The following is a 25896-nucleotide window of genomic DNA, read 5'->3' as shown; positions in this document are numbered from 1 at the left end:
GCGGCAGGTTCGCAATTGAGCGAAGCGTTACAGTCGACCCAAATCGTTGATCAGGGCAAGCAACATCACCCCGACTACCAAACTGATACCGATCTGGACCCCCCAACCTTGCACCCGATCCGAAAGCGGACGACCACGCGCCCATTCGATCAGGTAAAACAGCAAATGCCCCCCATCCAGTACAGGAATGGGCAGCAAATTAAGAACCCCCAGGCTAATGCTCAGGTAGGCGAGGAAATTCAGGAAATCCCCAACGCCGGACTGGGCCGAAGCGCCCGCCACTTTAGCAATGGTTATCGGTCCGCTCAAGTTTTTTACCGAGAGCTCGCCGAACAGCATTTTCTTCAGCGAATCGAGGGTCAGCACGCTCATGTTCCAGGTGCGCGAAACACCCTCGCCCAGGCCCTGCAGCGGGCCATAACTGACCTCGCGCAACATGGCCGCAGGCCACTCCACCGGCGCCACGCCCGCCCCCAGGTAACCACTGGCATTCTGGCCTTCGCCACGGGCGGCGAGGGTTACCGGCAACTCCAGCGTCGCCCCGTCACGCGCCACGCTCAGCACGATGCGGCTGCCGGCACGGCCGCGCACGGTGTCCACCACCTGCTGCCAATCGTCAAGCGCCTTGCCATCGAGTGCCAGCAGGCGGTCGCCGGTTTTCAGACCGGCGGCCTGGGCCGGCCCCTTGGGATCAAGTTCGGCCAGCACCGGCACCAGCGCCGGGCGCCATGGGCGGATGCCCAGGGAGCGGATCGGGTCGGGCTCGTCGGCACCCTTGAGCCAGGCATCGAGCTTGAGCACATGGCTGCTGTCGGTGCTGGCACCCTCTTCACGCACGCTGACCTGCAGCGCGCCGCTTTCACCCAGCCGGCGCACCAGCTGCAGGTTGACCGCTGCCCAGCCGTTGGTCGGCTTGCCGTCGACCGCGACAATCTCCTGGCCGGCGCTAAGGCCTGCGGCGGCCGCCAGGCTGCCAGCCTCGACCGCGCCGATGACCGGCCGCGCCTGCTGGCTGCCAAGCATGGCCAGTGCCCAGAAGAACACGATGGCCAGCAGAAAGTTGGCGATGGGGCCGGCCGCGACGATAGCGATGCGCTGGCGCACGCTCTTGCGGTTGAACGACTGCTCCAACTGGTCGGCAGGCACTTCGCCTTCGCGCTCGTCGAGCATCTTCACGTAGCCGCCCAGGGGAATGGCGGCCACCACGAACTCGGTGCCATGGCGGTCATGCCAGCGTACCAGCGGCATGCCGAACCCTACGGAAAACCGCAAAACCTTGACGCCGCAGCGCCGCGCCACCCAGAAGTGACCGAACTCGTGAAAGGTGACCAGCACGCCCAATGCGACCAGGGTGCCGATAATCATGTAGAGCGCACTCATGTCTTTCTCCGAATAGCGTTCAGCGGGAGCGGGCGCAACCCGTGGCGACGTCGCACCTCAGACCCCGTGACGATCCAACCAGTGCCCGGCCAGGCTGCGTGCACGCTGGTCGGCTGCAAACACCGCCTCCAGCGTCGGCACGGCAACGACCGCTTCCTGGTTGAGCACGTGCTCGATGATACTCGGGATCTGCGGGAAGCGGATGCGCCGCTGAAGAAATGCCTCGACGGCCACTTCATTGGCCGCATTGAGCATCGCAGGGGCACTGTTGCCGGCGTCCGCCGCTTCACGCGCCAGGCGCAGACACGGAAAGCGCTGCTCGTCCGGCGCCTGGAAATCCAGGCGGGCAACGGCGAACAGGTCCAGCGGCGCCACACCCGAGTCGATGCGCTGCGGCCAGGCCAGGGCGTTGGCGATCGGCGTGCGCATGTCGGGGTTGCCCAACTGTGCCAGCACCGAACCATCGACGTAGTCGACCAGCGAGTGAATCACGCTTTGCGGGTGGACCACCACCTCGACCTGGGCAGGCCTGGCATCGAACAGCCAGCACGCCTCGATCAGCTCCAGGCCCTTGTTCATCATGCTGGCCGAGTCGACGGAGATCTTGCGCCCCATGGACCAGTTCGGGTGCGCACAGGCCTGCTCCGGGGTGACGTGCTCCAGCTCGGCCTGCGGCGTTTCACGAAACGGGCCACCGGAGGCGGTCAGCAGGATGCGCCGCACACCCACCCGGGCCAGGCCGCGGGCATAGTCCCCGGGCAGGCACTGGAAGATCGCGTTGTGCTCGCTGTCGATCGGCAGCAGTACCGCACCACTGCGCTGCACGGCCTGCATGAACAGGGCGCCGGACATCACCAGCGCCTCCTTGTTGGCCAGCAGCACCTTCTTGCCCGCCTCCACTGCGGCCAGGGTCGGACGCAACCCCGCCGCACCGACGATGGCCGCCATCACCGCATCCACCTGCGGGTCGGCCGCCACCTGGCACAGGCCCTGCTCGCCCACCAGCACCTCGGTACTCGACCCCGCAGCACGCAGGTCGGCCTGCAACTGCTGCGCGGCCTCATCGCCCGGCACCACGGCAAACACCGGAGCATGGCGCAGGCACAGGGCCAGCAGCTCGCCCAGGCGCGAATAGCCGCTCAGGGCATAGGCCTGGTAGCGCTCGGGGTGACGGGCAATCACGTCCAGTGTGCTCAGGCCAATGGAACCTGTGGCGCCCAGCACCGTGATCCGTTGCGGGCGGCTCACAGCGCGCCCCAGTTGGCGGCCCACAGCAGCACGGCAAACAGCGGGATGGCAGCCGTGAGGCTGTCGATGCGATCCAGTACCCCACCATGCCCCGGCAGCAGGTTGCTGCTGTCCTTGATTCCGGAACGGCGCTTGAACATGCTTTCGGTCAGGTCGCCGACCACCGACACCAGTACCACGACGGCGGCACCGAACAGACCGAGGATCAGCTCGCCGGCGCTCCACTCGCGGGTCACGCCCACCACCGCCGTGATCACCAGGCTCAGCGCCAGGCCACCGTAGACACCTTCCCAGCTCTTGCCGGGGCTGACCTGCGGCGCCAGCTTGCGCTTGCCAAAGGCCCGGCCCGAGAAGTAGGCGCCGATATCGGCGCCCCATACCAGGACCATCACCGCCATGATCAGCCAGTTGCCCAGGGGCCAGTGCTTGATCAGCACCAGGCCTTGCCAGGCCGGCAACAGCACCAGCAGGCCGATCAGCAGGCGGCAGGCCACACTGGCCCACAGCTCGCTGGTACGCGGGTAGGTCAGCACCAGCCAGGTAGCCAGCGCCCACCACAGCACCGAAACGCCCAGCACCCAGGGTGCCAGCTCCGGCATCAGGTGCAGCAGCATCAGCAGGCCGGCGACCACCACGGCATAGGCAACGCGCAGGCCCTGGGCAACCAGCCCGGCCAGGCGGGCCCATTCCCAGGCCCCGAGGGTGACCACCAGGCCGATGAACAAGGCAAAGTTCGCCCCGTCGAGCAGGAAAAACCCGCACAGGGCAATCGGCAACAGAATCAGCGCAGTGATGATGCGTTGTTTAAGCATTAAGCACGGGCTCCAGCCTCGACCTGCTCGCTGGTTTTACCGAAGCGGCGCTGGCGCGAAGCGAAATCGGCCAATGCAGTGCGCATGGCCTCGTGTTTGAAGTCCGGCCAGAACAGGTCGGAGAAATACAGCTCGGCGTACGCCAGCTGCCACAGCAGGAAGTTGCTGATGCGGTGCTCGCCACCGGTGCGGATGCACAGGTCGGGCAACGGCAGATCGCCTGTCGCCAGGCACGGCTGCAGCAACTCGGGGGTGATGTCTTCCGGGCGCAGATGCCCGGCCTGCACTTCACGCGCCAGGCGCTGGGCGGCTTGGGCGATATCCCACTGACCACCGTAGTTGGCGGCGATCTGCAGGATGAAGCGATTGCTGCCTGCGGTCAGCGCCTCGGCCTCGCGCATGGCAGCCTGCAACTCAGGGTGAAAGCGCGAGCGATCACCGATGATGCGCAGGCTGATGTTGTTCTCGTTGAGCCGCCTGGCCTCGCGACGCAGCGCCGAGAAGAACAGCTCCATCAGCGCACCGACCTCGTCGGCCGGGCGCTGCCAGTTCTCGCTGGAGAACGCGAACAGGGTCAGGACCTCGACCTTGGCCTCGGCGCACACCTCGATGACCGCGCGCACCGCATCCACGCCTGCCTTGTGCCCGGCAACGCCGGGCAACAGGCGCTTCTTCGCCCAGCGATTATTTCCATCCATGATGATCGCGACATGGCGCGGCACCGATGGAGGCACACCCTGTTTGGTCTTTTCCATTGAAAAAAGTCCCGGCCCTTAAACGGCCATCAGGTCCTTTTCTTTCTCTTCGGTGGCCTTGGTGATCTGGGCCTCGGTATCTTTGGTCAGCTTGTCGATATCAGCGATGGCGCGACGCTCTTCGTCTTCACTGATTTCCTTGTCCTTGACCAGCTTCTTCAGCTCACCCAGAGCATCGCGGCGAATGTTGCGCACAGCAACGCGCGCGTCTTCGGCTGCACTGCGCGCCTGCTTGGTGAAGCCCTTGCGGGTTTCTTCGGTCAGGGCTGGCATGCTGATCAGCAGCAGCTCACCCAGGTTGGTCGGATTGAGATTCAAACCGGCGCTCTGGATGGCCTTGTCGACGGCAGCGAGCATGTTGCGCTCGAACGCCACGACTTGCAGGGTGCGCGAATCTTTCACGGTGACGTTGGCCACGCCGCTGATCGGGGTGTCGGTACCGTAGTAAGGCACCATCACGCTTGCCAGGATGCTGGGGTGTGCCTTGCCGGTACGAATCTGGCCGAACGCATAAGCCAGAGACTCCAGGGATTTCTGCATACGCGCTTGGGCGTCTTTCTTGATTTCGTTGATCATTTTTGAACTTCCTCGATCAGGGTCCCTTCAGCGCCACCATGCACGATGTTCAGCAGGGCGCCAGGCTTGTTCATGTTGAAGACGCGCAACGGCATCTTGTGGTCTCGGCACAGACAGATAGCTGTCAGGTCCATCACGCCCAGCTTGCGATCCAGCACTTCATCGTAGGTAAGATGATCGAACTTCTCGGCATGCGGGTCTTTGAATGGGTCTGCAGTGTATACACCATCGACCTTGGTTGCCTTCAATACCACGTCGGCATCGATTTCGATGGCGCGCAGGCAGGCGGCGGAGTCGGTGGTGAAGAACGGGTTGCCGGTACCGGCCGCGAAAATTACCACTTCTTTCGAGTTCAGGTGGCGCATGGCCTTGCGGCGATCATAGTGATCGGTCACGCCTACCATGGAGATCGCCGACATGACGATGGCGGTGATGTTGGCGCGCTCCAGCGCATCGCGCATGGCCAGCGCATTCATTACCGTGGCCAGCATGCCCATGTGGTCGCCGGTAACGCGGTCCATGCCCGCTGCGCTGAGCGCCGCGCCACGGAACAGGTTGCCGCCACCGATCACCAGGCCGACCTGCACACCGATACCGACCAGCTGGCCGACTTCCAGCGCCATGCGATCCAGCACCTTGGGGTCGATGCCGAACTCTTCCGAGCCCATCAGGGCCTCGCCGCTAAGCTTGAGTAGAATGCGTTTATAGCGAGCTTGATAACCACTGCCCTGCTGAGCCATTGCGAATCTCTCCTGCGGCGTTTTGAAAAAAAATCTGGGCGGGCTGTTTTCAGCCTGCTAACTGTAGCGTGGCGCAGCGACTGCGCCAGCGAAAGGGCGGCGTTGTAAACCGCCCCCGCTTTGACAAAGAGGCTGCGCGCGTGAGCGGGCAGCCTCTTTGGGGCGACAGAGGTGACTCTGTCTTACTGCTTGGCAGCAGCCAGCTGTGCAGCAACTTCTTCAGCGAAGTTGTCGACTGGCTTCTCGATGCCTTCGCCTACCTTGAAGTAGGTGAAGGAAACGATTTCGGCACCGGCTTTCTTGGCCAGCTCGCCGACCTTGATTTCCGGGTTCATGACGAAGGCTTGCTCGACCAGGCTGGCTTCGGCCAGGAACTTCGAGATACGGCCTTTGACCATGTTCTCGACGATGTTCTCAGGCTTGCCTTTGATCTTCTCTTCGTTCAGCTGCAGGAACACGGCTTTTTCGCGCTCGATCGCTTCAGCCGAAACTTCCGACGGCAGCAGGAACTCAGGGTTGCTTGCCGCCACGTGCATGGCGATCTCTTTGGCCAGTTGGACGTCGCCGCCCTTCAGGACCACTGCAACACCGATCTTGTTGCCGTGCAGGTAGGTACCGACAACGTCACCTTCAACGCGCACCAGGCGACGGATGTTGACGTTTTCGCCAACCTTGGCCACCAGGGCTTCACGAGCAGCTTCACGCGCAGCGATCAGCGGCGCAGCGTCGGTCAGTTTTTCAGCGAAGGCTTGCTCGACGCTTTCGGCGACGAAGGCCTTGAAGTCGTCTTGCAGGGCCAGGAAGTCGGTCTGCGAGTTCACTTCCAGCAGGACAGCGGACTTGTCGTCGGCCTTGATGGCGATGGCGCCTTCAGCGGCAACGTTGCCAGCTTTCTTGGCTGCCTTGATGGCACCCGAAGCGCGCATGTCGTCAATGGCTTTTTCGATGTCGCCGCCAGCCTTTTCCAGGGCTTTCTTGCAATCCATCATGCCTTCGCCGGTACGCTCGCGCAGTTCTTTTACCAGCGCTGCAGTAATTGCTGCCATTTCAAATTCCTCTTGGATAGGTTTTCAACCATTCCACCCGATACCTGACGGGCGTTCAATTCTGGAAATCCACTGCCAGAGCACATGCAGTTCGCAATGATGCAACGGCGACGCTGACAAGAGGATTTCAAGGTGGCAAAAAGGGGGCCAAGCCCCCTTTTTGCGTGCCGAGTCGACGCTAAGCGTCAGCTACTCAGGCTTCGGCAGCCGGTGCAGCTGCTTCTTCTGCGAACACTTCGGTGCCGCCGGCAACGTTGTTGCGACCACGGATAACGGCGTCAGCCATCGAACCCATGTACAGCTGGATGGCGCGAATGGCGTCATCGTTGCCTGGGATGATGTAGTCAACGCCTTCCGGGCTGCTGTTGGTATCGACAACGCCGATGACCGGAATACCCAGCTTGTTGGCTTCGGTGATAGCGATGCGCTCGTGGTCAACGTCGATCACGAACAGGGCATCAGGCAGGCCGCCCATGTCCTTGATACCACCCAGGCTGCGGTCCAGTTTTTCCAGATCGCGGGTGCGCATCAGCGCTTCTTTCTTGGTCAGCTTGGTGAAGGTACCATCTTCGGCCTGGGTTTCCAGGTCGCGCAGACGCTTGATCGAAGCACGGATGGTCTTGTAGTTGGTCAGCATGCCGCCCAACCAGCGGTGGTCGACGTACGGCGAACCGCAACGTGCTGCTTCTTCAGCAACGATCTTGCCAGCGGAACGCTTGGTGCCGACGAACAGAATCTTGTTTTTGCCCTGGGCCAGGCGCTCTACGAAGGTCAGTGCCTCGTTGAACATCGGCAGGGTTTTTTCAAGGTTGATGATGTGGATCTTGTTGCGCGCGCCGAAAATGTACTTGCCCATTTTCGGATTCCAGTAACGGGTTTGGTGACCGAAGTGCACACCGGCCTTCAGCATATCGCGCATGTTGACTTGGGACATGATAGTTCCTTGATAAGTCGGGTTGGGCCTCCACGTATCCCAATGACCAACCCCGAAACCGAAGTCAGGGGCACCCAGGCCATCGTGTCGACACGTGTGTGGGTTTGAGCAGACGGGGCTATCCCCGAAAGCGGCGCATTTTATACCACACAAGTGAGCCGAGCGAAACCGAAAAAACAGACGACACCCGAGGGTTGCACCCGCCCTGCTCACGCAGCGACCGATGCAATCAACATAAATAGTAGGCAATGCCCAGCAGCCCAGGCCCCAGCCCGCCGCCTCGCTCTGTTAGAATCACGCCTTTCCCGTTTCATTTGCGCCTGCGCGCGCCGTAGAGAGCCTGCAATGACCGTCACTATCAAAACCGCCGAAGACATCGAAAAGATGCGTGTCGCCGGCCGCCTGGCCGCCGAAGTCCTGGAGATGATCGAAGAACACGTCAAGCCCGGTGTCACCACCGAGGAACTCGACCGCCTGTGCCACGACTACATCGTCAACGTGCAGCAGGCCATCCCCGCGCCCCTGAACTACAAGGGCTTCCCCAAGTCGATCTGCACCTCGGTCAACCACGTGGTATGCCACGGGATCCCGGGCGACAAGCCGCTCAAGGATGGCGACACGCTGAACATCGACGTGACCGTGATCAAGGACGGCTACCACGGCGACACCAGCCGCATGTTCCACGTCGGCACCGTGCCGGTATGGGCCGAGCGCCTGTCCCAGGTCACCCAGGAGTGCATGTACAAGGCCATCGAGCTGGTCAAGCCGGGCTGCCGCCTGGGCGACATCGGCGAAGTGATCCAGAAGCACGCCGAAAAGAACGGCTTCTCGGTGGTGCGCGAGTTCTGCGGCCACGGCATCGGCAAGGTGTTCCATGAAGAGCCGCAGATCCTGCACTACGGCCGCGCCGGTACCGGCATGGAACTCAAGGAAGGCATGACCTTCACCATCGAGCCGATGATCAACCAGGGCAAGGCCGACACCAAGGTGCTGGGCGACGGCTGGACCGCCATCACCAAGGACCGCAAGCTCTCGGCGCAGTGGGAACACACCCTGGTGGTCACCGCCACCGGCTACGAGATCTTCACCCTGCGCAAGGACGACACGATCCCGCGCACTTCGGCCTGACCCTCACAGGAACGTCATCGATGCCCCAGGTGGACCCCGAGCTGTTCGACCGCGGCCAGTTCCAGGCGGAACTGGCCCTCAAGGCCAGCCCCATAGCGGCCTTCAAGAAAGCCATCCGCCAGGCCGGCGAGGTGCTCGACGGGCGCTTTCGCAGCGGCCGCGAGATCCGCCGACTGATCGAGGACCGCGCCTGGTTCGTCGACAACATCCTGCAACAGGCATGGAACCAGTTCAGCTGGAGCGAAGCCGCCGACATCGCCCTGATCGCCACCGGCGGCTACGGGCGCGGCGAGCTGCACCCCTACTCCGACATCGACCTGCTGATCCTGCTCGATGACGCCGACCACGAGGTGTTTCGCGACTCGATCGAGCGCTTCCTCACCCTGCTCTGGGACATCGGCCTGGAAGTCGGCCAGAGCGTGCGCTCGGTGGACGAATGCGCCGAACAGGCGCGCGCCGACCTCACGGTGGTCACCAACCTGATGGAAAGCCGCACCATCTGCGGCCCCGAACACCTGCGCCAGCGCATGCTCGAGGTCACCAGCACGGCGCACATGTGGCCGAGCAAGGAATTCTTCCTGGCCAAGCGCGCCGAGCAGAAGGCGCGCCACCACAAGTACAACGACACCGAGTACAACCTGGAACCCAACGTCAAGGGCTCCCCCGGTGGCCTGCGCGACATCCAGACCGTGCTCTGGGTAGCGCGCCGCCAGTACGGCACGCTCAACCTGCATGCGCTGGCCGGCGAAGGCTTCCTGCTGGAGAGCGAGAACAACCTGCTGGCCTCGTCCCAGGAGTTTCTGTGGAAGGTGCGCTACGCCCTGCACATGCTCGCCGGGCGCGCCGAAGACCGCCTGCTGTTCGACCACCAGCGCAGCATCGCCGCGTTGCTGGGCTTTACCGATGACAACCCCAAGCGCGCCATCGAACAGTTCATGCAGCAGTACTACCGGGTGGTGATGAGCATCGCCGAGCTCAGCGACCTGATCATCCAGCACTTCGAGGAAGTCATCCTCGCCGATGACAGCGCCAGCAGCACCCAGCCGCTGAACCCGCGCTTCCAGCTGCATGACGGCTACATCGAGGCGGTGCGCAGCAACGTGTTCAAGCGCACCCCGTTCGCCATGCTCGAGATCTTCGTGCTGATGGCTCAGCACCCCGAAATCAAGGGCGTGCGTGCCGACACCATCCGCCTGCTGCGCGAGCACCGGCACCTGATCGACGACGAGTTCCGCAACGATATCCGCAACACCAGCCTGTTCATCGAGCTGTTCAAGTGCGAGATCGGCATCCACCGCAACCTGCGCCGCATGAACCGCTACGGCATCCTGGGGCGCTACCTGCCCGAGTTCGGCCTGATCGTGGGGCAGATGCAGCACGACCTGTTCCACATCTATACGGTCGATGCGCACACCCTGAACCTGATCAAGCACCTGCGCAAACTGCAGTACACCCCCGTGTCCGAGAAATTCCCGCTGGCCAGCAAGCTCATGGGGCGCCTGCCCAAGCCCGAGCTGATCTACCTCGCCGGCCTGTACCACGACATCGGCAAGGGGCGTCAGGGCGACCATTCCGAGATCGGTGCGGTGGACGCCCAGGCATTCTGCAGCCGCCACCAGCTGCCCGCCTGGGACAGCCGGTTGATCGTGTGGCTGGTGCAGAACCACCTGGTGATGTCGACCACTGCCCAGCGCAAGGACCTCTCCGACCCGCAGGTGATCCACGACTTCGCCCAGCTGGTCGGCGACCTGGTGCACCTGGACTACCTCTATGTGCTCACCGTGGCCGACATCAACGCCACCAACCCGAGCCTGTGGAACTCCTGGCGTGCCAGCCTGCTGCGCCAGCTCTACACCGAAACCAAGCGGGCCCTGCGCCGCGGCCTGGAAAACCCGCTGGAACGCGAAGAGCAGATCCGCCAGACCCAGAGCGCAGCTCTGGACATCCTGGTACGCGAAGGCACCGACCCGGACGACGTCGAACAACTGTGGTCGCAACTGGGCGATGACTACTTCCTGCGCCACACCGCCGCGGACGTGGCCTGGCACTCCGACGCGATCCTGCAGCAGCCGGCCGACGGCGGCCCGCTGGTGCTGATCAAGGAGACCACCCAGCGCGAGTTCGAAGGCGGTACGCAGATCTTCATCTATGCCCCCGACCAGCACGACTTCTTCGCCGTGACCGTGGCCGCGATGGACCAGCTCAACCTGAACATCCACGACGCACGCATCATCACCTCCAGCAGCCAGTTCACCCTCGACACCTACATCGTGCTCGACAACGACGGCGGCTCGATCGGCGACAACCCGCAGCGCGTCAAGGAAATCCGTGAAGGCCTCACCGAAGCCCTGCGCAACCCCGACGACTACCCCACCATCATCCAGCGTCGGGTACCGCGCCAGCTCAAGCACTTCACCTTCGCGCCCCAGGTGACCATCCTCAACGATGCCCAGCGCCCGGTGACCATCCTCGAGCTCAGCGCCCCGGACCGCCCGGGCCTGCTGGCACGCATCGGCAAGATCTTCCTGGAGTTCGACCTGTCGCTGCAGAACGCCAAGATCGCCACCCTGGGCGAGCGGGTGGAAGACGTGTTCTTCATCACCGACGCCGACAACCAGCCGCTGTCCGACCCTGAACTGTGCCGCCGCCTGCAGGCCGAGATCGTCGAGCAGTTGCGCGTCGACCAGGCCACCGGCGTCGAGATGACCCGCCTCACCCTTTGACCGATTGACGAGACCCAGCGCCAATGAACAACGCTTTGAACCAGCTTCAGCCCTACCCGTTCGAGAAACTGCGTGCCCTGCTCGATGGCGTGACGCCGGCCGCAGACAAGCGCGCCATCGCCCTGTCGATCGGCGAGCCCAAGCACGCCTCGCCGGCATTCGTGGCCAAGGCGCTGGCCGACAACCTCGACAAGATGGCGGTGTACCCCACCACCCTGGGCCTGCCCGCGCTACGCGAAAGCATCGTGCACTGGTGCGAGCGCCGCTTCGGTGTACCGGCCGGCTGGCTGAATGCCGCACAGCACGTGCTGCCCGTCAACGGCACCCGCGAGGCGCTGTTCGCCTTCACCCAGGCGGTGGTCAGCCGTGGTGAGGACGCGCTGATCGTCAGCCCCAACCCGTTCTACCAGATCTACGAAGGTGCCGCGTTGCTCGCCGGCGCCCAGCCGCACTACCTGCCGTGCCTGGACAGCAACGGCTTCAACCCGGACTTCGACGCGGTGCCAGCCGAGATCTGGCAGCGTTGCCAGATCCTGTTCCTGTGCTCGCCAGGCAACCCGACTGGCGCACTGGTGCCGCTGGACACCCTGAAAAAACTCATCGCACTGGCCGACGAGCACGACTTCGTGATCGCCGCCGACGAGTGCTACAGCGAGCTGTACTTCGACGAGCAGGCCCCGCCACCCGGCCTGCTCAGCGCCTGCGTGGAACTTGGCCGCAGCGACTTCAAGCGCTGCGTGGTGTTCCACAGCCTGTCCAAGCGCTCCAACCTGCCAGGCCTGCGTTCGGGCTTCGTGGCCGGCGATGCCGAGATTCTCAAGGCCTTTTTGCTCTACCGCACCTATCACGGTTGCGCGATGCCGGTACAGACCCAGCTGGCGAGCATCGCCGCCTGGAACGACGAGGCGCATGTCCTGGAGAACCGCGACCTGTATCGCGAGAAGTTCGACGCCGTGCTGCAGGTGCTGGCCCCGGTAATGGATGTACAGAAGCCCGACGGCGGTTTCTACCTGTGGCCGAAGGTCCCCGGCGATGACGCGCAGTTCTGCCGCGACCTGTTCGAACAGCAGCACGTGACCGTGGTGCCGGGCTCGTACCTGTCTCGCGAGGTGGAGGGCTTCAATCCGGGGGCCGGGCGCGTGCGCCTGGCGCTGGTGGCCCCGCTTGCCGAATGTGTCGAGGCGGCCCAGCGCATCCGCGCATTCGTCGAAGGCTGAGCCGGTACGCCTGGTCGGCCGACCGATAGATAAGTAACGCCCAAGGCCCGGTCGGCCCGCCAATCATGGAGCTCCACTCAACAGGAGCTCCAGCATGGACATACCAACCTTGTGCAAGGTCACCCAGGTGGCCGATCAGCAGCAATCCCACGAAACAGCCCTGAAAGAAAACCCGCTCAACGCCCCGCAGCCCTCGCGCTCGGGTCGTCAGAAACGCGGCGTTGCCTACCACAGCCGCCTCTGGGCGCCGGGCCGCACCCTGCTCATCGCCTTCGCGGCCGACGTACCGGAACAGACGCAACAGAGCATCTTCGAGGTTGCCTGCCAATGGCTGGCGTACGCCAACCTCAAGTTCCAGCGCACCGCCGACTGGGCCGAGGCACAGATCAGGATCGAGATGAAGCCAAGCGGCACGGGGATCAACCATTCACTGGTCGGTACCGACGCCTTGCTCCGCGAAGACAGCACCATGACCCTCAGCGACTGGCCTGGCGATGAGCAGTTCCAGCGCAGCGTGCTGCATGAGTTCGGGCACGCGCTGGGCCTGGACCATGAGCATCAGCACCCGGATGCGGACATCCAGTGGAACCTGGCCAAGCTGCTGGAATACGCCGAACAGGTCGGCATGCCCATGGAAGAGATTGCTGAAAACTTCCTCAACAGGATCGAACGCACGCAGGCATTGCACAACGCCTACGACCCGGGTTCGGTCATGCACTACCCGATTCCGGCCACCTTCACCCTGAACAATGTGGCTTTCACCGGCTCGGCGCAGCTCAGTGACGGCGACAAGGCGCTGGCGGGCAAGGCCTACCCCTTCACCCCGGTACACCCGTGAAGTACACCCCGCCCAGCCCGGCAGCGAGCGGGACCTGGGCGCCAGCATGCGCCTGACCTGTCCGCGCGACTGCCCCTCAGCGCGGGGCCGCCATGCGACCCCGAGCACTTCACTTGACCGGCCCCAGGTTGGCCTCGCTCATGTCCAGCTCACCCAGCACCTGGCGCACCACGTCATCACCGATCTGGTGCTGGCGGTGCAGGCTGTACAGCTCCAGGCGCTGCGCCCGCAGCGCCCGCAGGCGCAGGCGTCGCTCCAGCTGATCCATCTGCGCGGCCAGCGCCTGGGCCTCGGCACTGTCGTTGAACACGTCCAGTTGCTGCCGGTACTCGGCCATCAGGCGCGCCTTCAACTCGGCGGCCAGTGCGGCCTGGGAGGCATCCTGGGGCGCGCCGGGCTCCACCAGTTCCTCGGCCTCCAACGCATGGATCGCCGCCTCGGCGGTGCGCCGCCAGGCCTCGCGCGCCTCCTGGCGCAGGGTATCGTCGGGGCTCTTCTCCACCCCGCGCAGCAGCAACGGCAAGGCAATGCAGGCCGATACCAGCGACAGCAGAATCACCCCTGCGGCAATGAAGATCAGCAGGTCGCGTTCGGGGAACGCCTTGCCCGCGCCGATCAGCAGCGGCACCGACATCACGCCCGCCAGGGTCACCGCCCCCCGCACGCCGCCCACGGTCAGCAGCCAGCACGAACGCGCGTTGGGCACCAGCACCAGGTCTTCCTTGCCGCGCCAGCGCCGGATCACCCCGATCAGGCGCCAGATGCTCTGCACCCAGATGAACCGCAGCGCCAGCAACACCAGGAAGATCGCCACCACATCCAGGCAGCGGTACAGCAGGGTTGGCCACAGCGATGCCTCATGGCTGGTCACCGCCTTGGCGATATCGGGCAGTTGCAGGCCCAGCAGCAGGAAGATCAGGCCGTTGAAGGCGAACTCCAGCAGCGACCACACACTGCGGTTGAGCAGGCGCGTGCTGGTCTGGCGCGGCAGCAGGTCAAGCCAGCTCTGCATCATGCCCGCCGCCACCGCCGAGAGAATGCCCGAGGCGCCCAGGCGCTCGGCCAGCACATAGGCGGCGAACGGCAGCAACAGCATGAACACCACGTGGGTGGCCGGGTCGTCCCAGCCGCGCGCGATCATCCACACCCGCAGGCGCCCCACCAACCAGCTCAGCGCCACGCCGATGGCCAGGCCACCCACGGCCACCAGCACGAAGGTCACACTGGCCTCGGCCAGCGAGAACACCCCGGTGATCGCCGCCACCAGCGCAAACTTGAACGTCACCAGGCCCGAGGCATCGTTCATCAGCGCCTCACCCTGCAGCATGTGCATCAACGGGGTGGGCAGGCGATCCTGGCTGATTGCCGACACCGCCACCGCGTCGGTGGGCGACAGCACGGCGGCCAGGGCAAAGGCCACCGGCAGCGGTATGCTCGGCAGGATCCAGTGGATGAAATAGCCGGCCCCCACCACCGTGAACAGCACCAGCCCCACCGCCAGGGTCAGGATCGGCCCGCGCAGGCGCCAGAACTCGCGCTTGGGCATGCGCCAGCCATCGGAGAACAGCAACGGGGGCAAGAACAGGAACAGAAACAGCTCAGGGTCCAGGGCCACGTGCAGGCCCAGGGTCGGCCAGGCCAGCAGCGCACCGGCACCAATCTGCACCAGCGGCAGTGGCAGCGGGATCAATCGCCCCACCAGTTTCGAGACACTGACCAGCATCAGCAGGATGAGAACGGTATAGGCTGACTGCATACGGCGTGTTTTTCCTGTTCAGTTTCAAATACGCTCAACGGCCAGGGTTATGCCATTGAAACAACATGTTACCGGGATCTGCATGAACACAACCGCCCCACCTAAGTCGCAGACCCGCCGGCAATCTGTAACACAATGCTACAAATGAGGAGCCTCGCATGATCACCCCCGCGTCGACCCTATTGACCCACGATAGCCCCAACCGTGCGCTGCTGGTCATCGATGTGCAAAACGATTTCATCCCCGGCGGCGCCCTGGCGGTGCCCGGTGGCGACGAGATCGTGCCGCTGGTCAACCAGCTCGGCCGCCAGTTCGAGCGCGTGGTGCTGGCCCAGGACTGGCACCCGGCCGGGCACGCCTCGTTCGCCTCGAGCCACCCGGGCAAGAATCCGTTCGAGGTCATCGAACTGTCATACGGGCCGCAGACACTCTGGCCCGACCACTGCATTCAAGGGAGCCCCGGCGCACAGTTTCACCCGGACCTGAACATTGCCCACGCACAGCTGATCGTGCGCAAGGGCGGCAACCGCCAGGTCGACAGCTACTCGGCGTTCACCGAAGCCGACCAGATCACCCCCACCGGCCTGGCCGGCAACCTGCGCGAGCGCGGCATCGACACGCTGTTCCTGTGCGGCCTGGCCCTGGACTTCTGCGTGGCCTGGACGGCACTGCACGCACGCCGCGAAGGGTTTGCCACCTATGTGGTGCTGGACGCCTGCCGCGCCATCGATACCGCAGGCTCCTGCGCGGCGGCGATGGCACAGATGCAGGCTGCCGGGGTGCAGTTCATTCAGGCGCGGCAACTGGGCGGCGCCAGCCGTGGCGCCCTGCCCGATGTTGTCGCATAATCCAGCCCACCCATTCTTCGAGGAGTTTCGGGGCGGCTGCGGGAACACCCGCGCGCCCTTAACGTTCAATGGCTTATATTCTCTTCGGCATCAAAGCCTGTGACACGATGAAGAAAGCCCGTACCTGGCTTGAAGAACACCACATCCAGTACGACTTTCACGACTACAAGACCCAGGGTATAGACCGGGACCACCTGAACCGCTGGTGCGACGAGCACGGCTGGCAGGTGGTACTCAACCGCGCAGGCACCACCTTCCGCAAGCTCGATGACGCGCAGAAGGCCGACCTCGACCAGGCCAAGGCCGTCGAGCTGATGCTGGCACAACCCTCGATGATCAAGCGCCCGGTGCTCGACCTGGGCGGCAAGACCCTGGTCGGTTTCAAACCGGACCTGTACGCGGCAGCCCTGCGCTGAACCGCGACGCCTTCACTCAATTTCGCAAGAGGTAACCGCATGTCCACTTCACTGTTCAGCCTGGCCTTCGGCGTCGGCACTCAAAACCGTCAAGGCGCCTGGCTGGAAGTCTTCTACGCACAGCCACTGCTCGCCCCGAGCGCCGAGCTGGTCGCAGCCGTCGCCCCGATCCTGGGCTATGAAGGCGGCAACCAGGCCATCGCGTTCAGCAACGCCCAGGCCGCGCAACTGGCCGAAGCCGTCAAGGGCGTCGACGCCGCCCAGGCTGCACTGCTGACCCGCCTGGCCGAAAGCAACAAGCCGCTGGTGGCCACGCTGCTGGCCGAAGACGCCACCCTGAGCTCCACCCCTGAGGCCTACCTCAAGCTGCACCTGCTGTCGCACCGCCTGGTCAAGCCCCACGGCCTGAGCCTGGCCGGCATCTTCCCGCTGCTGCCGAACGTGGCCTGGACCAGCCAGGGCGCCATCGACCTGGCCGAACTGGCCGAGCAGCAACTCGAAGCCCGCCTCAAGGGCGAGCTGCTGGAAGTGTTCTCGGTCGACAAGTTCCCGAAAATGACCGACTACGTGGTGCCGAGCGGCGTGCGTATCGCCGACAGCGCCCGCGTGCGCCTGGGTGCCTATATCGGCGAAGGCACCACCATCATGCACGAAGGCTTCGTCAACTTTAACGCCGGCACCGAAGGCCCGGGCATGATCGAAGGCCGCGTTTCGGCGGGCGTGTTCGTCGGCAAGGGTTCGGACCTGGGCGGCGGCTGCTCCACCATGGGCACCCTGTCGGGCGGCGGCAACATCGTCATCAAGGTCGGCGAAGGCTGCCTGATCGGCGCCAACGCCGGTATCGGCATCCCGCTGGGCGACCGCAACACCGTCGAAGCCGGCCTGTACATCACCGCCGGCACCAAGGTGAACCTGCTCGACGAGAACAACGAGCTGGTCAAGGTGGTCAAGGCCCGCGACCTGGCTGGCCAGACCGACCTGCTGTTCCGCCGCAATTCGCTAAACGGCGCGGTCGAGTGCAAGACCCACAAGTCGGCCATCGAGCTGAACGAAGCGCTGCACGCCCACAACTAAGTGGTACGATCGGGTCTGGCCCTCTGCCAGACCCGATATCAGGCCCTACACATCATGTTCCAGCCCTCTCCCTGGCGCGCAGACTTCCCTGCCATCGCCGCCCTGCAACGCCAGCACCAGACCTACCTGGACAGCGCTGCCACCACGCAGAAACCCCAGCACTTGCTCGACGCCCTGAGCCACTACTACACCCAGGGTGCGGCCAACGTGCACAGGGCCCAGCACCTGCCCGGCGCACTTGCCACCCAGGCCTTCGAGGCCAGCCGCGAAAAAGTCGCCGCCTGGCTCAATGCCGCCGATGCGCAGCAGATCGTGTTCACCCATGGCGCCACCTCGGCGCTCAACCTGCTGGCCTATGGCCTGGAATGGCGCCTGGAGGCGGGCGACGAGATCGCCGTCAGCGCCCTGGAGCACCACGCCAACCTGCTGCCCTGGCAGCAGTTGGCCCAGCGCCGGGGCCTCAGGCTGGTGATCCTGCCGCTCGACGCCAACGGGCATATCGACCTGGAGGCGGCCCTGCAACTGATCGGCCCGCGTACCCGCGTGCTGGCGGTGAGCCAGTTGTCGAATGTGCTCGGCACCTGGCAGCCGCTGCAACCGTTGCTCGACCACGCCCGCGCCCAGGGCGCCCTCAGCGTGGTCGATGGCGCCCAGGGCGTGGTGCACGGGCGTCACGATGTACAGCAACTGGACTGCGACTTCTATGTGTTTTCCAGTCACAAGCTGTATGGCCCGGACGGCCTTGGCGTGCTCTATGGGCGCCGCGAGGCGTTGGGCCTGCTGCGTCACTGGCAGTTCGGCGGCGAGATGGTGCAACTGGCCGGCTACCAGCAGTCGAGCTTTCGCCCCGCCCCGCTGGGTTTCGAGGCCGGCACGCCGCCGATCGCCAGCGTGATCGGGCTGGGTGCCAGCCTGGATTACCTGGCCAGCCTCGACGCTACCAGCGTGGTCGAACATGAAGCCGCCCTGCACCGCCATCTGCTGCGCGGCCTCAACGATCGTGAAGGGGTGCGGATACTGGGCGCGCCGCAACTGGCCCTGGCCAGCTTCGTGGTCGAGGGCGTGCACAATGCCGACCTTGCGCACCTGCTGACCGAACAGGGCATCGCCGTGCGCGCCGGCCATCACTGCGCCATGCCGCTGGTCAACAGCCTGGGCCTGGACGGCGCGATCCGCGTGTCGCTGGCGCTGTACAACGATTCCCACGACCTGGAGCGCTTCTTCAGCGCCCTGGACCAGGCCCTGGAGCTGCTGCGATGAGCCTGCCCGACGCCGCCCGCGAGGCGCTGGATGTATTCGAACAGGCTGCCGGCTGGGAGCAGCGCGCCCGCCTGCTGATGCAATGGGGCGAGCGCCTGGCCCCCCTGGACGCGACGCAGCAGTGCGAGGCCAACCGCGTGCACGGTTGCGAAAGTCAGGTGTGGCTGGTGGCCGAGCAGGTCGAAGGTCGCTGGCACTTCAAGGCCGCCAGCGATGCGCGGCTGCTGCGCGGCCTGCTGGCGCTGCTGCTGGTGCGGGCCGAAGGCTTGACCGGCAGCCAGCTGCAGCAGCTGGACCTGCCCGCCTGGTTCACCGCCCTGGGCCTTGGCCGACAGCTCTCGCCGTCCCGCAGCAACGGCCTGAACGCCGTGCTGCAGCGCATGGCTCAGCTCGCCGCCGGCGCCTGAGCCGCTACGCGATCGGCCGGGCGGCGCTTGCCACCCACCAGTTTCTCCACGGCCTTGCTGGCAGCGACCATGCCGAAGGTCGCCGTCACCATCATCACCGCGCCGAAACCGCCCGAGCAGTCGAGCTTGACCCCGTCCCCGACGAAGCTCTTCTGCAGGCAGATACCGCCATCGGGCAGCGGATAGCGCAACTGCTCGGTGGAGAACACGCACGGCACCCCGTAGTTGCGGCTCACGTTGCGCGAAAACCCGTGGTCGCGGCGCAGCGTCGAACGCACCTTGGAGGCCAGCGGGTCGTTGACCGTGCGGTTGAGATCGGCCACCTGGATCTGCGTGGGGTCGAGCTGCCCGCCCGCACCGCCGGTGCAGATCACCTGGATCTTGCGCCGCTTGCACCAGGCAATCAGCGCAGCCTTGGCCATCACGCTGTCGATGCAGTCGATCACGCAGTCGATATGATCGGTGATGGTCTGGGCCAGGTTGTCGCGGGTGACGAAGTCCACCACCGCGTGCACCTTGCAGTCCGGGTTGATTGCGCGCAGGCGCTCGGCCATCACCTCGACCTTGGGCTTGCCCACGTTGCCCTGCAGCGCATGCAACTGGCGATTGGTGTTGCTCACGCACACGTCATCCAGGTCGAACAGCGAAATTTCGCCAACGCCGCTGCGGGCCATGGCCTCGGCCGCCCACGAGCCGACACCGCCGATGCCGACGATCGCCACATGCGCCTCGCGCAGGCGTTGCAAGCCCTGCTGGCCATACAACCGGGCAACACCGGCAAAGCGTGGATCTTCTGTACTCATGGCCCAACCCTGAAAAAACCGGCGCGCATTATAGGCCCCACAACGCAGGATGACAGCCCGCAACCGACGCACTGATTGCCATGAATTGGTAAACCTGGCGCCAACCCTGCTTTAATGACCGGTGCAAACCCTGCTTTGGACGGCAATTGTACGGGCTTCAGAACTTCAGCATCTGAGGAAAATCCAAGCGCTACATGCACCCGTTTCCTATACCACGCTACCTGCCTGGTGCGTAGGATCCGTGCCCGCCGGCGCTTGCCCGTTCCACTTTTCGGAACCCGAAATATCTATGTCATCGCGTAAATTTGGTATCAACCTGGTGGTCGTCATGGCGATTGCCGCGCTATTCACCGGGTTCTGGGCACTGATCAACCGCCCGGTGTCCGCCCCCGACTGGCCGGAGCAGATCTCCGGCTTCTCGTATTCGCCTTTTCGCCTGGGCGAAAGCCCGCAAAAGGGCCAGTACCCGACCGAAGCCGAGCTGCGCGAAGACCTCGAGCAACTGAGCAAGCTGACCGACAGCATCCGCATCTATACGGTGGAAGGCACCCAGGCGCTGATCCCGCGTCTGGCCGAAGAGTTCGGCCTGCGCGTGACCCTGGGTGTGTGGATCAGCCCCGACCTGGAACGCAACGAGCGCGAAATCGAGACCGCCATCCAGTTGGCCAACACCTCGCGCAGCGTGGTGCGGGTGATGGTCGGCAACGAGGCGCTGTTTCGCGAAGAGGTCACCCCCCAGGCCCTGATGGACTACATGGACCGCGTGCGCGCCGCAGTGAAGGTGCCGGTCACCACCAGCGAACAGTGGCACATCTGGAAGGAAAACCCCGAGCTTGCCGGGCACGCCGACCTGATCGCCGCGCACATCCTGCCCTACTGGGAATTCATCCCGGTGAGCCAGGCCGAGCAGTTCGTGCTCGACCGCGCCCGCGAGCTCAAGCAACTGTTCCCGCGCAAGCCGCTGCTGCTGTCCGAGGTCGGCTGGCCCAGCAATGGCCGCATGCGCGGCGGTGCCGACGCCACCCAGGCGGATCAGGCCATCTACCTGCGCAGCCTGGTCAACCTGCTCAACCGCCAGGGCTACAACTACTTCGTGATCGAAGCCTACGACCAGCCCTGGAAAGCCAGTGACGAAGGTTCGGTGGGCGCCTACTGGGGCGTGTTCAATGCCGCGCGCCAGCAGAAATTCAACTTCGAGGGCCCGGTGGTGGCCATTCCGCAGTGGCGCGTGCTGGCCGTGGGCTCGGTGGTGCTGGCGATGCTGTCGCTGACCCTGCTGCTGATCGACGGCTCGGCGCTGCGCCAGCGCGGGCGCACCTTCCTGACCTTCATCGCGTTCCTGTGCGGCTCGGTGCTGGTATGGATCGGCTATGACTACAGCCAGCAGTACAGCACCTGGTTCAGCCTCACCGTGGGTTTCCTGCTGGCGCTCGGCGCGCTGGGGGTGTTCATCGTGCTGCTGACCGAGGCCCATGAACTGGCCGAGGCGGTATGGACGCACAAGCGCCGCCGGCTGTTCCTGCCGGTGGAGGCCGATAGCGCCTATCGGCCCAAGGTGTCGGTGCATGTGCCGTGCTACAACGAGCCCCCGGAGATGGTCAAGCAGACCCTCGATGCCCTCGCGGCGCTGGACTACCCGGACTTCGAAGTGCTGATCATCGACAACAACACCAAGGACCCGGCCGTGTGGGAGCCGCTCAAGGCCCATTGCGAGCTGCTGGGCGAGCGCTTCAAGTTCTTCCATGTGGCACCGCTGGCAGGTTTCAAGGGTGGTGCGCTGAACTATCTGATCCCGCACACCGCCAAGGACGCCGAAGTGATCGCGGTGATCGACTCGGACTATTGTGTCGACCGCAACTGGCTCAAGCACATGGTGCCGCACTTTGCCGACCCCAAGATCGCCGTGGTGCAGTCGCCGCAGGACTACCGCGACCAGAACGAAAGCACCTTCAAGAAGCTCTGCTACGCCGAGTACAAGGGCTTCTTCCATATCGGCATGGTCACCCGCAACGACCGTGACGCAATCATCCAGCACGGCACCATGACCATGACCCGGCGCTCGGTGCTCGAAGAGCTCGGCTGGGCCGACTGGTGCATCTGCGAAGATGCCGAACTGGGCCTGCGCGTGTTCGAGAAGGGTTACTCGGCAGCCTATTCCCACGAGAGCTACGGCAAGGGCCTGATGCCCGACACCTTCATCGACTTCAAGAAGCAGCGCTTTCGCTGGGCCTACGGCGCGATCCAGATCATCAAGCGCCACACCTCCAGCCTGCTGCGCGGCAAGGACACCCAACTGACCCGCGGTCAGCGCTACCACTTCCTGGCCGGCTGGCTGCCATGGATCGCCGACGGCATGAACATCTTCTTCACCGTGGGTGCGCTGCTGTGGTCGGCGGCCATGATCATCGTGCCGCAGCGGGTCGACCCGCCGCTGCTGATCTTCGCGATCCCGCCGCTGGCGCTGTTCGTGTTCAAGGTGGGCAAGATCGTGTTCCTGTACCGCCGCGCGGTAGGGGTCAACCTCAAGGACGCGTTCTCGGCGGCGCTGGCGGGGCTGGCGTTGTCGCACACCATTGCCAAGGCGGTACTGTACGGGTTCTTCACCAGCAGCATTCCGTTCTTCCGCACGCCGAAGAACGCCGACAGCCACGGGCTGCTGGTGGCACTGGCAGAGGCCCGCGAGGAGCTGTTCATCATGCTGCTGCTGTGGGGCGCGGCGCTGGGCATCTACCTGGTGCAGGGCCTGCCGAGCAACGACATGCGCTTCTGGGTGACCATGCTGCTGGTGCAATCGCTGCCGTACCTGGCGGCGCTGATCATGGCCATGCTGTCGTCGCTGCCCAAGCCCGCGGATGTCACGCAGCCCGCACCTGCCGCCTGATAAACCGCCATCGCGGGTCAAGCCCGCTCCCACAGGGATTGCGCAGTACCTTGTGGGAGCGGGCTTGACCCGCGATAGGCCCGCACAGACAGCACAGATCCACAGTCCCTTCCCCGCACTTTTGCTATAAGATAACGCCCCTTCTTTTTGCCCCAGCCTTGCACCCCGGAGTCCTTCATGACGGCCCCAGCCGACCTCTCGCCTACCCTTGAACTGGCCTGCGACCTGATCCGTCGTCCCTCGGTGACCCCGCTGGACTTCGACTGCCAGAAACAGATGATGCAGCGCCTGGGCGATGCCGGCTTCATGCTCGAACCGATGCGCATCGAAGACGTCGACAATTTCTGGGCCACCCACGGCAGCGACGACGGCCCGGTACTGTGCTTTGCCGGCCACACCGACGTGGTGCCCACCGGCCCGGTGCAGGCCTGGGCCAACGACCCGTTCGACGCCCTGATCGACGCCGACGGCATGCTCTGCGGGCGCGGCGCGGCCGACATGAAGGGCAGCCTGGCCGCCATGATCGTGGCCACCGAGCGCTTCGTCGCCGACTACCCGAACCACAAGGGCAAGGTCGCCTACCTGATCACCAGCGACGAGGAAGGCCCGGCCCATCACGGCACCAAGGCCGTGGTCGAACGCCTGGCGGCGCGCAACGAACGCCTGGACTGGTGCATCGTCGGCGAGCCGTCGAGCACCACCCTGGTCGGTGACGTGGTCAAGAACGGCCGTCGCGGCTCGCTTGGCGCCAGGCTCACCGTGCGTGGCGTGCAGGGCCACGTGGCCTACCCGCACCTGGCGAAGAACCCGATCCACCTGGCCGCCCCGGCCTTGGCCGAACTGGCCGCCGAGCACTGGGACGAGGGCAACGATTTCTTTCCCCCCACCAGCTTCCAGATCTCCAACCTCAACTCGGGGACCGGCGCCACCAACGTGGTGCCAGGCGAGCTGACCGCACTGTTCAACTTCCGCTTCTCCACCGAGTCGACCGTCGAAGGGCTGCAGGCCCGCGTGGCGGCGATCCTCGACAAGCACGGCCTGGACTGGCAGGTGGACTGGGCGCTGTCGGGCCTGCCGTTCCTCACCGAACCGGGCGACCTGCTCGACGCGGTGTCGGCCAGCATCAAGGCCGTGACCGGCCGCGACACCCAGGCCTCCACCAGCGGCGGCACCTCCGACGGGCGCTTCATCGCCACCCTGGGCACCCAGGTGGTCGAACTGGGCCCGGTCAACGCCACCATTCACCAGGTCAACGAGCGGGTCCTGGCCAGCGACCTGGACGTACTGACCGAGATCTACTACCAGACCCTGACCCGGTTGCTCGTCTGATGCTCATCTGCCCCATCTGCAGCGCCGCGCTCGGCGCCCTGGACAACGGTGTCGGCTGCCCTGCCGGGCACCGCTTCGACCGGGCGCGCCAAGGCTACCTGAACCTGTTGCCGGTGCAGCACAAGAACAGCCGTGACCCTGGCGACAACCAGGCCATGGTCGAGGCACGTCGCGACTTCCTCAATGCCGGGCACTACGCCCCGGTGGCACGGCGCCTGGCCGAGCTTGCGGCCGAGCGCGCCCCCGCGCGCTGGCTGGACATCGGTTGCGGCGAAGGCTACTACACCGCGCAACTGGCCGACGCCCTGCCCCAGGCCGACGGCTATGCCCTGGACATCTCCCGCGAGGCGGTCAAGCGTGCGTGCCGGCGCAACCCGGCACTCACCTGGCTGGTGGCGAGCATGGCCCGGGTGCCACTGGCCGATGCCAGCTGCCAGTTCCTGGCCAGCGTGTTCAGCCCGCTGGACTGGCAGGAAGCCAGGCGCCTGCTCAGCCCCGGCGGCGGCCTGATGCGGGTCGGCCCCACCCGCGGTCACCTGATGGAGCTGCGCGAACGGCTGTACGATGAAGTGCGCGACTATGCCGACGACAAGCACCTGGCCCTGGTGCCCGAGGGCATGCACCACGCCCACGGCGAAGTGCTGGAGTTTCGCCTGAGCCTGGCGGCCCCGGCCGACCGCGCCAACCTGCTGGCCATGACCCCCCATGGCTGGCGCGCCAGCGCAGAAAGACGCGCGGCCGTCATCGATCACCCCGAGCCCTTAGAGGTGACGGTATCGATGCGTTACGATTACTTTGTGCGCCAAGACTGAGCCGCACCCGGAGAGCCCCATGCGCCAACCCGATATCGAGATTTACCTGAAGGACGCCGACGTCGATCACAAGCAGATCGCCGCCTGGCTGGGCCAGGCCCTCGGCCCGTGCAGCGACTGGCAGCAGAAGGGCCAGACCTACAAGTGCAAGGCCGGTAACGTACCTGTTACCTGGCTGCCCAAGGCTGTGGGCAAATGGAACAGCCTGTACCTGGAAAGCGACCAGACCCCGTGGGAGGACGACATCGCCTGCGCCCGCGCCGCATTCGCCGCCCTCAATGTCGAAGTGCGCTGCGCGCCGGGTAGCTGGGTGGAAGAGGAAGGTGAAGAAGACGCCGACCGCTGGATCCGCATCAGCGCCGATGGCGAGGAAGAGATCACCTGGCGTACCAGTTGAGCCGTTGACCGGCTCTGCTTAGGCGCCAGCCTTGCTGGCGAAGCCCGGCATCGCCGGGCCAAGGGGCTGCTGCGCAGCCCATCGCCAGCAAGGCTGGCGCCTGCCGCTTTACAGCCCCACTACGTCTTCGGCCTGCAGGCCTTTCTGGCCCTGGGTCAGGTTGTACTCGACCTGTTGCCCTTCCAGCAGGGTGCGATGCCCTTCACCGCGGATCGCGCGGTAATGCACGAACACATCCGCACCGCCCTCACGCTGAATGAAGCCATATCCCTTGGCGTCATTGAACCACTTCACACTTCCAGTCTCACGAGACGACATCTGAACTACTCCGGATTTTTATTTTGGAATCGCCTTGTCGGCAGGGCCTCACCAGTCCCCACCTACGCCGCTTGCGGATTTGTCCTGCAAGTGGCGGACCGACTATAACGCAGCCATTCAACAATTTTCATGACCGGGGCGCTTTTTGCTGAACTTGCGCGGATACGGCACACTAACCTACTGAGCATCTGCTCGAAT

Annotated in this window: 24 protein-coding genes; 13 read left to right on the top strand and 11 right to left on the bottom strand. The window is 64.7% G+C overall.

Annotated elements, in window-relative coordinates:
- Window positions 1–27: 27 nt before the first annotated feature.
- The 8 genes from rseP to rpsB all read right to left on the bottom strand — a co-directional run bounded on the left by rseP (window position 28) and on the right by rpsB (window position 7491).
- The gene (gene rseP, locus LOY33_RS06190) at window positions 28–1380 is read right to left on the bottom strand and encodes an RIP metalloprotease RseP (protein WP_123752968.1); all 1353 of its coding nucleotides are present in this window, start codon (window positions 1378–1380) and stop codon (window positions 28–30) included.
- Between the two features lie 57 nt (window positions 1381–1437).
- Window positions 1438–2628, bottom strand: coding sequence for a 1-deoxy-D-xylulose-5-phosphate reductoisomerase (ispC, locus tag LOY33_RS06185; RefSeq protein ID WP_123752967.1), 1191 nt, complete (start codon window positions 2626–2628; stop codon window positions 1438–1440).
- Window positions 2625–3440, bottom strand: a complete 816-nt coding sequence (locus tag LOY33_RS06180) for a phosphatidate cytidylyltransferase (RefSeq protein WP_123752966.1) — start codon at window positions 3438–3440, stop codon at window positions 2625–2627. The genes ispC and LOY33_RS06180 overlap by 4 nt, the downstream gene beginning before the upstream one ends.
- Complete coding sequence (gene uppS / locus LOY33_RS06175) at window positions 3440–4195, bottom strand: polyprenyl diphosphate synthase (RefSeq protein WP_043863255.1); 756 nt, start codon at window positions 4193–4195, stop codon at window positions 3440–3442. Before uppS ends, LOY33_RS06180 begins: the two co-directional genes overlap by 1 nt.
- Window positions 4196–4213: 18 nt before the next feature.
- Window positions 4214–4771, bottom strand: coding sequence for a ribosome recycling factor (frr, locus tag LOY33_RS06170; RefSeq protein WP_043863254.1), 558 nt, complete (start codon window positions 4769–4771; stop codon window positions 4214–4216).
- The gene (gene pyrH / locus LOY33_RS06165) at window positions 4768–5511 is read right to left on the bottom strand and encodes a UMP kinase (protein WP_038614006.1); all 744 of its coding nucleotides are present in this window, start codon (window positions 5509–5511) and stop codon (window positions 4768–4770) included. The genes frr and pyrH overlap by 4 nt, the downstream gene beginning before the upstream one ends.
- Before the next feature lie 182 nt (window positions 5512–5693).
- Window positions 5694–6557, bottom strand: a complete 864-nt coding sequence (gene tsf / locus LOY33_RS06160) for a translation elongation factor Ts (protein WP_043863253.1) — start codon at window positions 6555–6557, stop codon at window positions 5694–5696.
- Between the two features lie 193 nt (window positions 6558–6750).
- Window positions 6751–7491 (bottom strand): 30S ribosomal protein S2, encoded by a 741-nt coding sequence (rpsB, locus tag LOY33_RS06155; protein ID WP_043863252.1) that lies wholly within the window; start codon window positions 7489–7491, stop codon window positions 6751–6753.
- Window positions 7492–7836: 345 nt separating this feature from the next.
- Here rpsB and map point away from each other — a divergent pair, with 345 nt between their 5' ends.
- The 4 genes from map to LOY33_RS06135 all read left to right on the top strand — a co-directional run bounded on the left by map (window position 7837) and on the right by LOY33_RS06135 (window position 13397).
- Window positions 7837–8619 (top strand): type I methionyl aminopeptidase, encoded by a 783-nt coding sequence (gene map, locus LOY33_RS06150; RefSeq protein WP_043863251.1) that lies wholly within the window; start codon window positions 7837–7839, stop codon window positions 8617–8619.
- A gap of 20 nt (window positions 8620–8639) precedes the next feature.
- The gene (locus tag LOY33_RS06145; RefSeq protein WP_043863250.1) at window positions 8640–11342 is read left to right on the top strand and encodes a [protein-PII] uridylyltransferase; all 2703 of its coding nucleotides are present in this window, start codon (window positions 8640–8642) and stop codon (window positions 11340–11342) included.
- 23 nt (window positions 11343–11365) lie between these two features.
- A complete protein-coding gene (gene dapC, locus LOY33_RS06140) occupies window positions 11366–12559 on the top strand; it encodes a succinyldiaminopimelate transaminase (protein ID WP_054915003.1) in 1194 nt (397 codons plus the stop codon).
- Between the two features lie 94 nt (window positions 12560–12653).
- Window positions 12654–13397, top strand: coding sequence for a M12 family metallopeptidase (locus tag LOY33_RS06135; RefSeq protein WP_258662263.1), 744 nt, complete (start codon window positions 12654–12656; stop codon window positions 13395–13397).
- A 109-nt stretch (window positions 13398–13506) separates the two neighbouring features.
- Here LOY33_RS06135 and LOY33_RS06130 read toward each other — a convergent pair whose 3' ends face one another.
- On the bottom strand, window positions 13507–15153 hold the full coding sequence (locus LOY33_RS06130; RefSeq protein WP_043863248.1) for a Na+/H+ antiporter: 1647 nt from the start codon (window positions 15151–15153) through the stop codon (window positions 13507–13509).
- Between the two features lie 158 nt (window positions 15154–15311).
- Between LOY33_RS06130 and pncA the strand changes: the two genes are divergently transcribed.
- The 5 genes from pncA (at window position 15312) to LOY33_RS06105 (ending at window position 19158) form a co-directional block, all read left to right on the top strand.
- Window positions 15312–16001, top strand: coding sequence for a bifunctional nicotinamidase/pyrazinamidase (gene pncA / locus LOY33_RS06125; RefSeq protein ID WP_258662262.1), 690 nt, complete (start codon window positions 15312–15314; stop codon window positions 15999–16001).
- Window positions 16002–16069: 68 nt separating this feature from the next.
- Window positions 16070–16417: an ArsC family reductase gene (locus LOY33_RS06120; RefSeq protein ID WP_043863246.1), complete on the top strand. Its 348-nt coding sequence runs from the start codon at window positions 16070–16072 to the stop codon at window positions 16415–16417.
- 39 nt (window positions 16418–16456) lie between these two features.
- Window positions 16457–17491, top strand: coding sequence for a 2,3,4,5-tetrahydropyridine-2,6-dicarboxylate N-succinyltransferase (dapD, locus tag LOY33_RS06115; RefSeq protein ID WP_043863245.1), 1035 nt, complete (start codon window positions 16457–16459; stop codon window positions 17489–17491).
- A 54-nt stretch (window positions 17492–17545) separates the two neighbouring features.
- Window positions 17546–18751, top strand: a complete 1206-nt coding sequence (locus LOY33_RS06110) for a cysteine desulfurase (protein ID WP_258662260.1) — start codon at window positions 17546–17548, stop codon at window positions 18749–18751.
- The gene (locus tag LOY33_RS06105) at window positions 18748–19158 is read left to right on the top strand and encodes a SufE family protein (protein ID WP_078480074.1); all 411 of its coding nucleotides are present in this window, start codon (window positions 18748–18750) and stop codon (window positions 19156–19158) included. The genes LOY33_RS06110 and LOY33_RS06105 overlap by 4 nt, the downstream gene beginning before the upstream one ends.
- On the opposite strand, the gene tcdA is transcribed toward LOY33_RS06105, so the two are convergent.
- The gene (gene tcdA / locus LOY33_RS06100; protein ID WP_058541484.1) at window positions 19137–19961 is read right to left on the bottom strand and encodes a tRNA cyclic N6-threonylcarbamoyladenosine(37) synthase TcdA; all 825 of its coding nucleotides are present in this window, start codon (window positions 19959–19961) and stop codon (window positions 19137–19139) included. The genes LOY33_RS06105 and tcdA overlap by 22 nt on opposite strands.
- A gap of 289 nt (window positions 19962–20250) precedes the next feature.
- On the opposite strand from tcdA, the gene LOY33_RS06095 reads away from it, so the two are divergent.
- From LOY33_RS06095 to LOY33_RS06080, 4 genes are all read left to right on the top strand, one after another.
- Window positions 20251–22842, top strand: coding sequence for a glycosyltransferase (locus LOY33_RS06095; RefSeq protein ID WP_043863241.1), 2592 nt, complete (start codon window positions 20251–20253; stop codon window positions 22840–22842).
- A gap of 177 nt (window positions 22843–23019) precedes the next feature.
- Window positions 23020–24171 carry a succinyl-diaminopimelate desuccinylase gene (dapE, locus tag LOY33_RS06090; protein ID WP_043863240.1) on the top strand — a complete coding sequence of 384 codons (1152 nt, stop codon included), beginning with the start codon at window positions 23020–23022 and terminating at the stop codon, window positions 24169–24171.
- Window positions 24171–24983, top strand: coding sequence for a putative RNA methyltransferase (locus tag LOY33_RS06085; protein ID WP_054915009.1), 813 nt, complete (start codon window positions 24171–24173; stop codon window positions 24981–24983). The genes dapE and LOY33_RS06085 overlap by 1 nt, the downstream gene beginning before the upstream one ends.
- A 19-nt stretch (window positions 24984–25002) precedes the next feature.
- A complete protein-coding gene (locus LOY33_RS06080) occupies window positions 25003–25380 on the top strand; it encodes a hypothetical protein (protein ID WP_043863238.1) in 378 nt (125 codons plus the stop codon).
- 108 nt (window positions 25381–25488) lie between these two features.
- On the opposite strand, the gene LOY33_RS06075 is transcribed toward LOY33_RS06080, so the two are convergent.
- The gene (locus LOY33_RS06075) at window positions 25489–25698 is read right to left on the bottom strand and encodes a cold-shock protein (RefSeq protein ID WP_038996759.1); all 210 of its coding nucleotides are present in this window, start codon (window positions 25696–25698) and stop codon (window positions 25489–25491) included.
- Window positions 25699–25896 lie beyond the last annotated feature (198 nt).

It is taken from the genome of Pseudomonas sp. B21-036 (assembly GCF_024748925.1).
In the GTDB taxonomy this organism is placed as follows: Bacteria; Pseudomonadota; Gammaproteobacteria; order Pseudomonadales; family Pseudomonadaceae; genus Aquipseudomonas; species Aquipseudomonas palmensis.
This window is presented reverse-complemented; position numbering and strand designations above follow the sequence as displayed.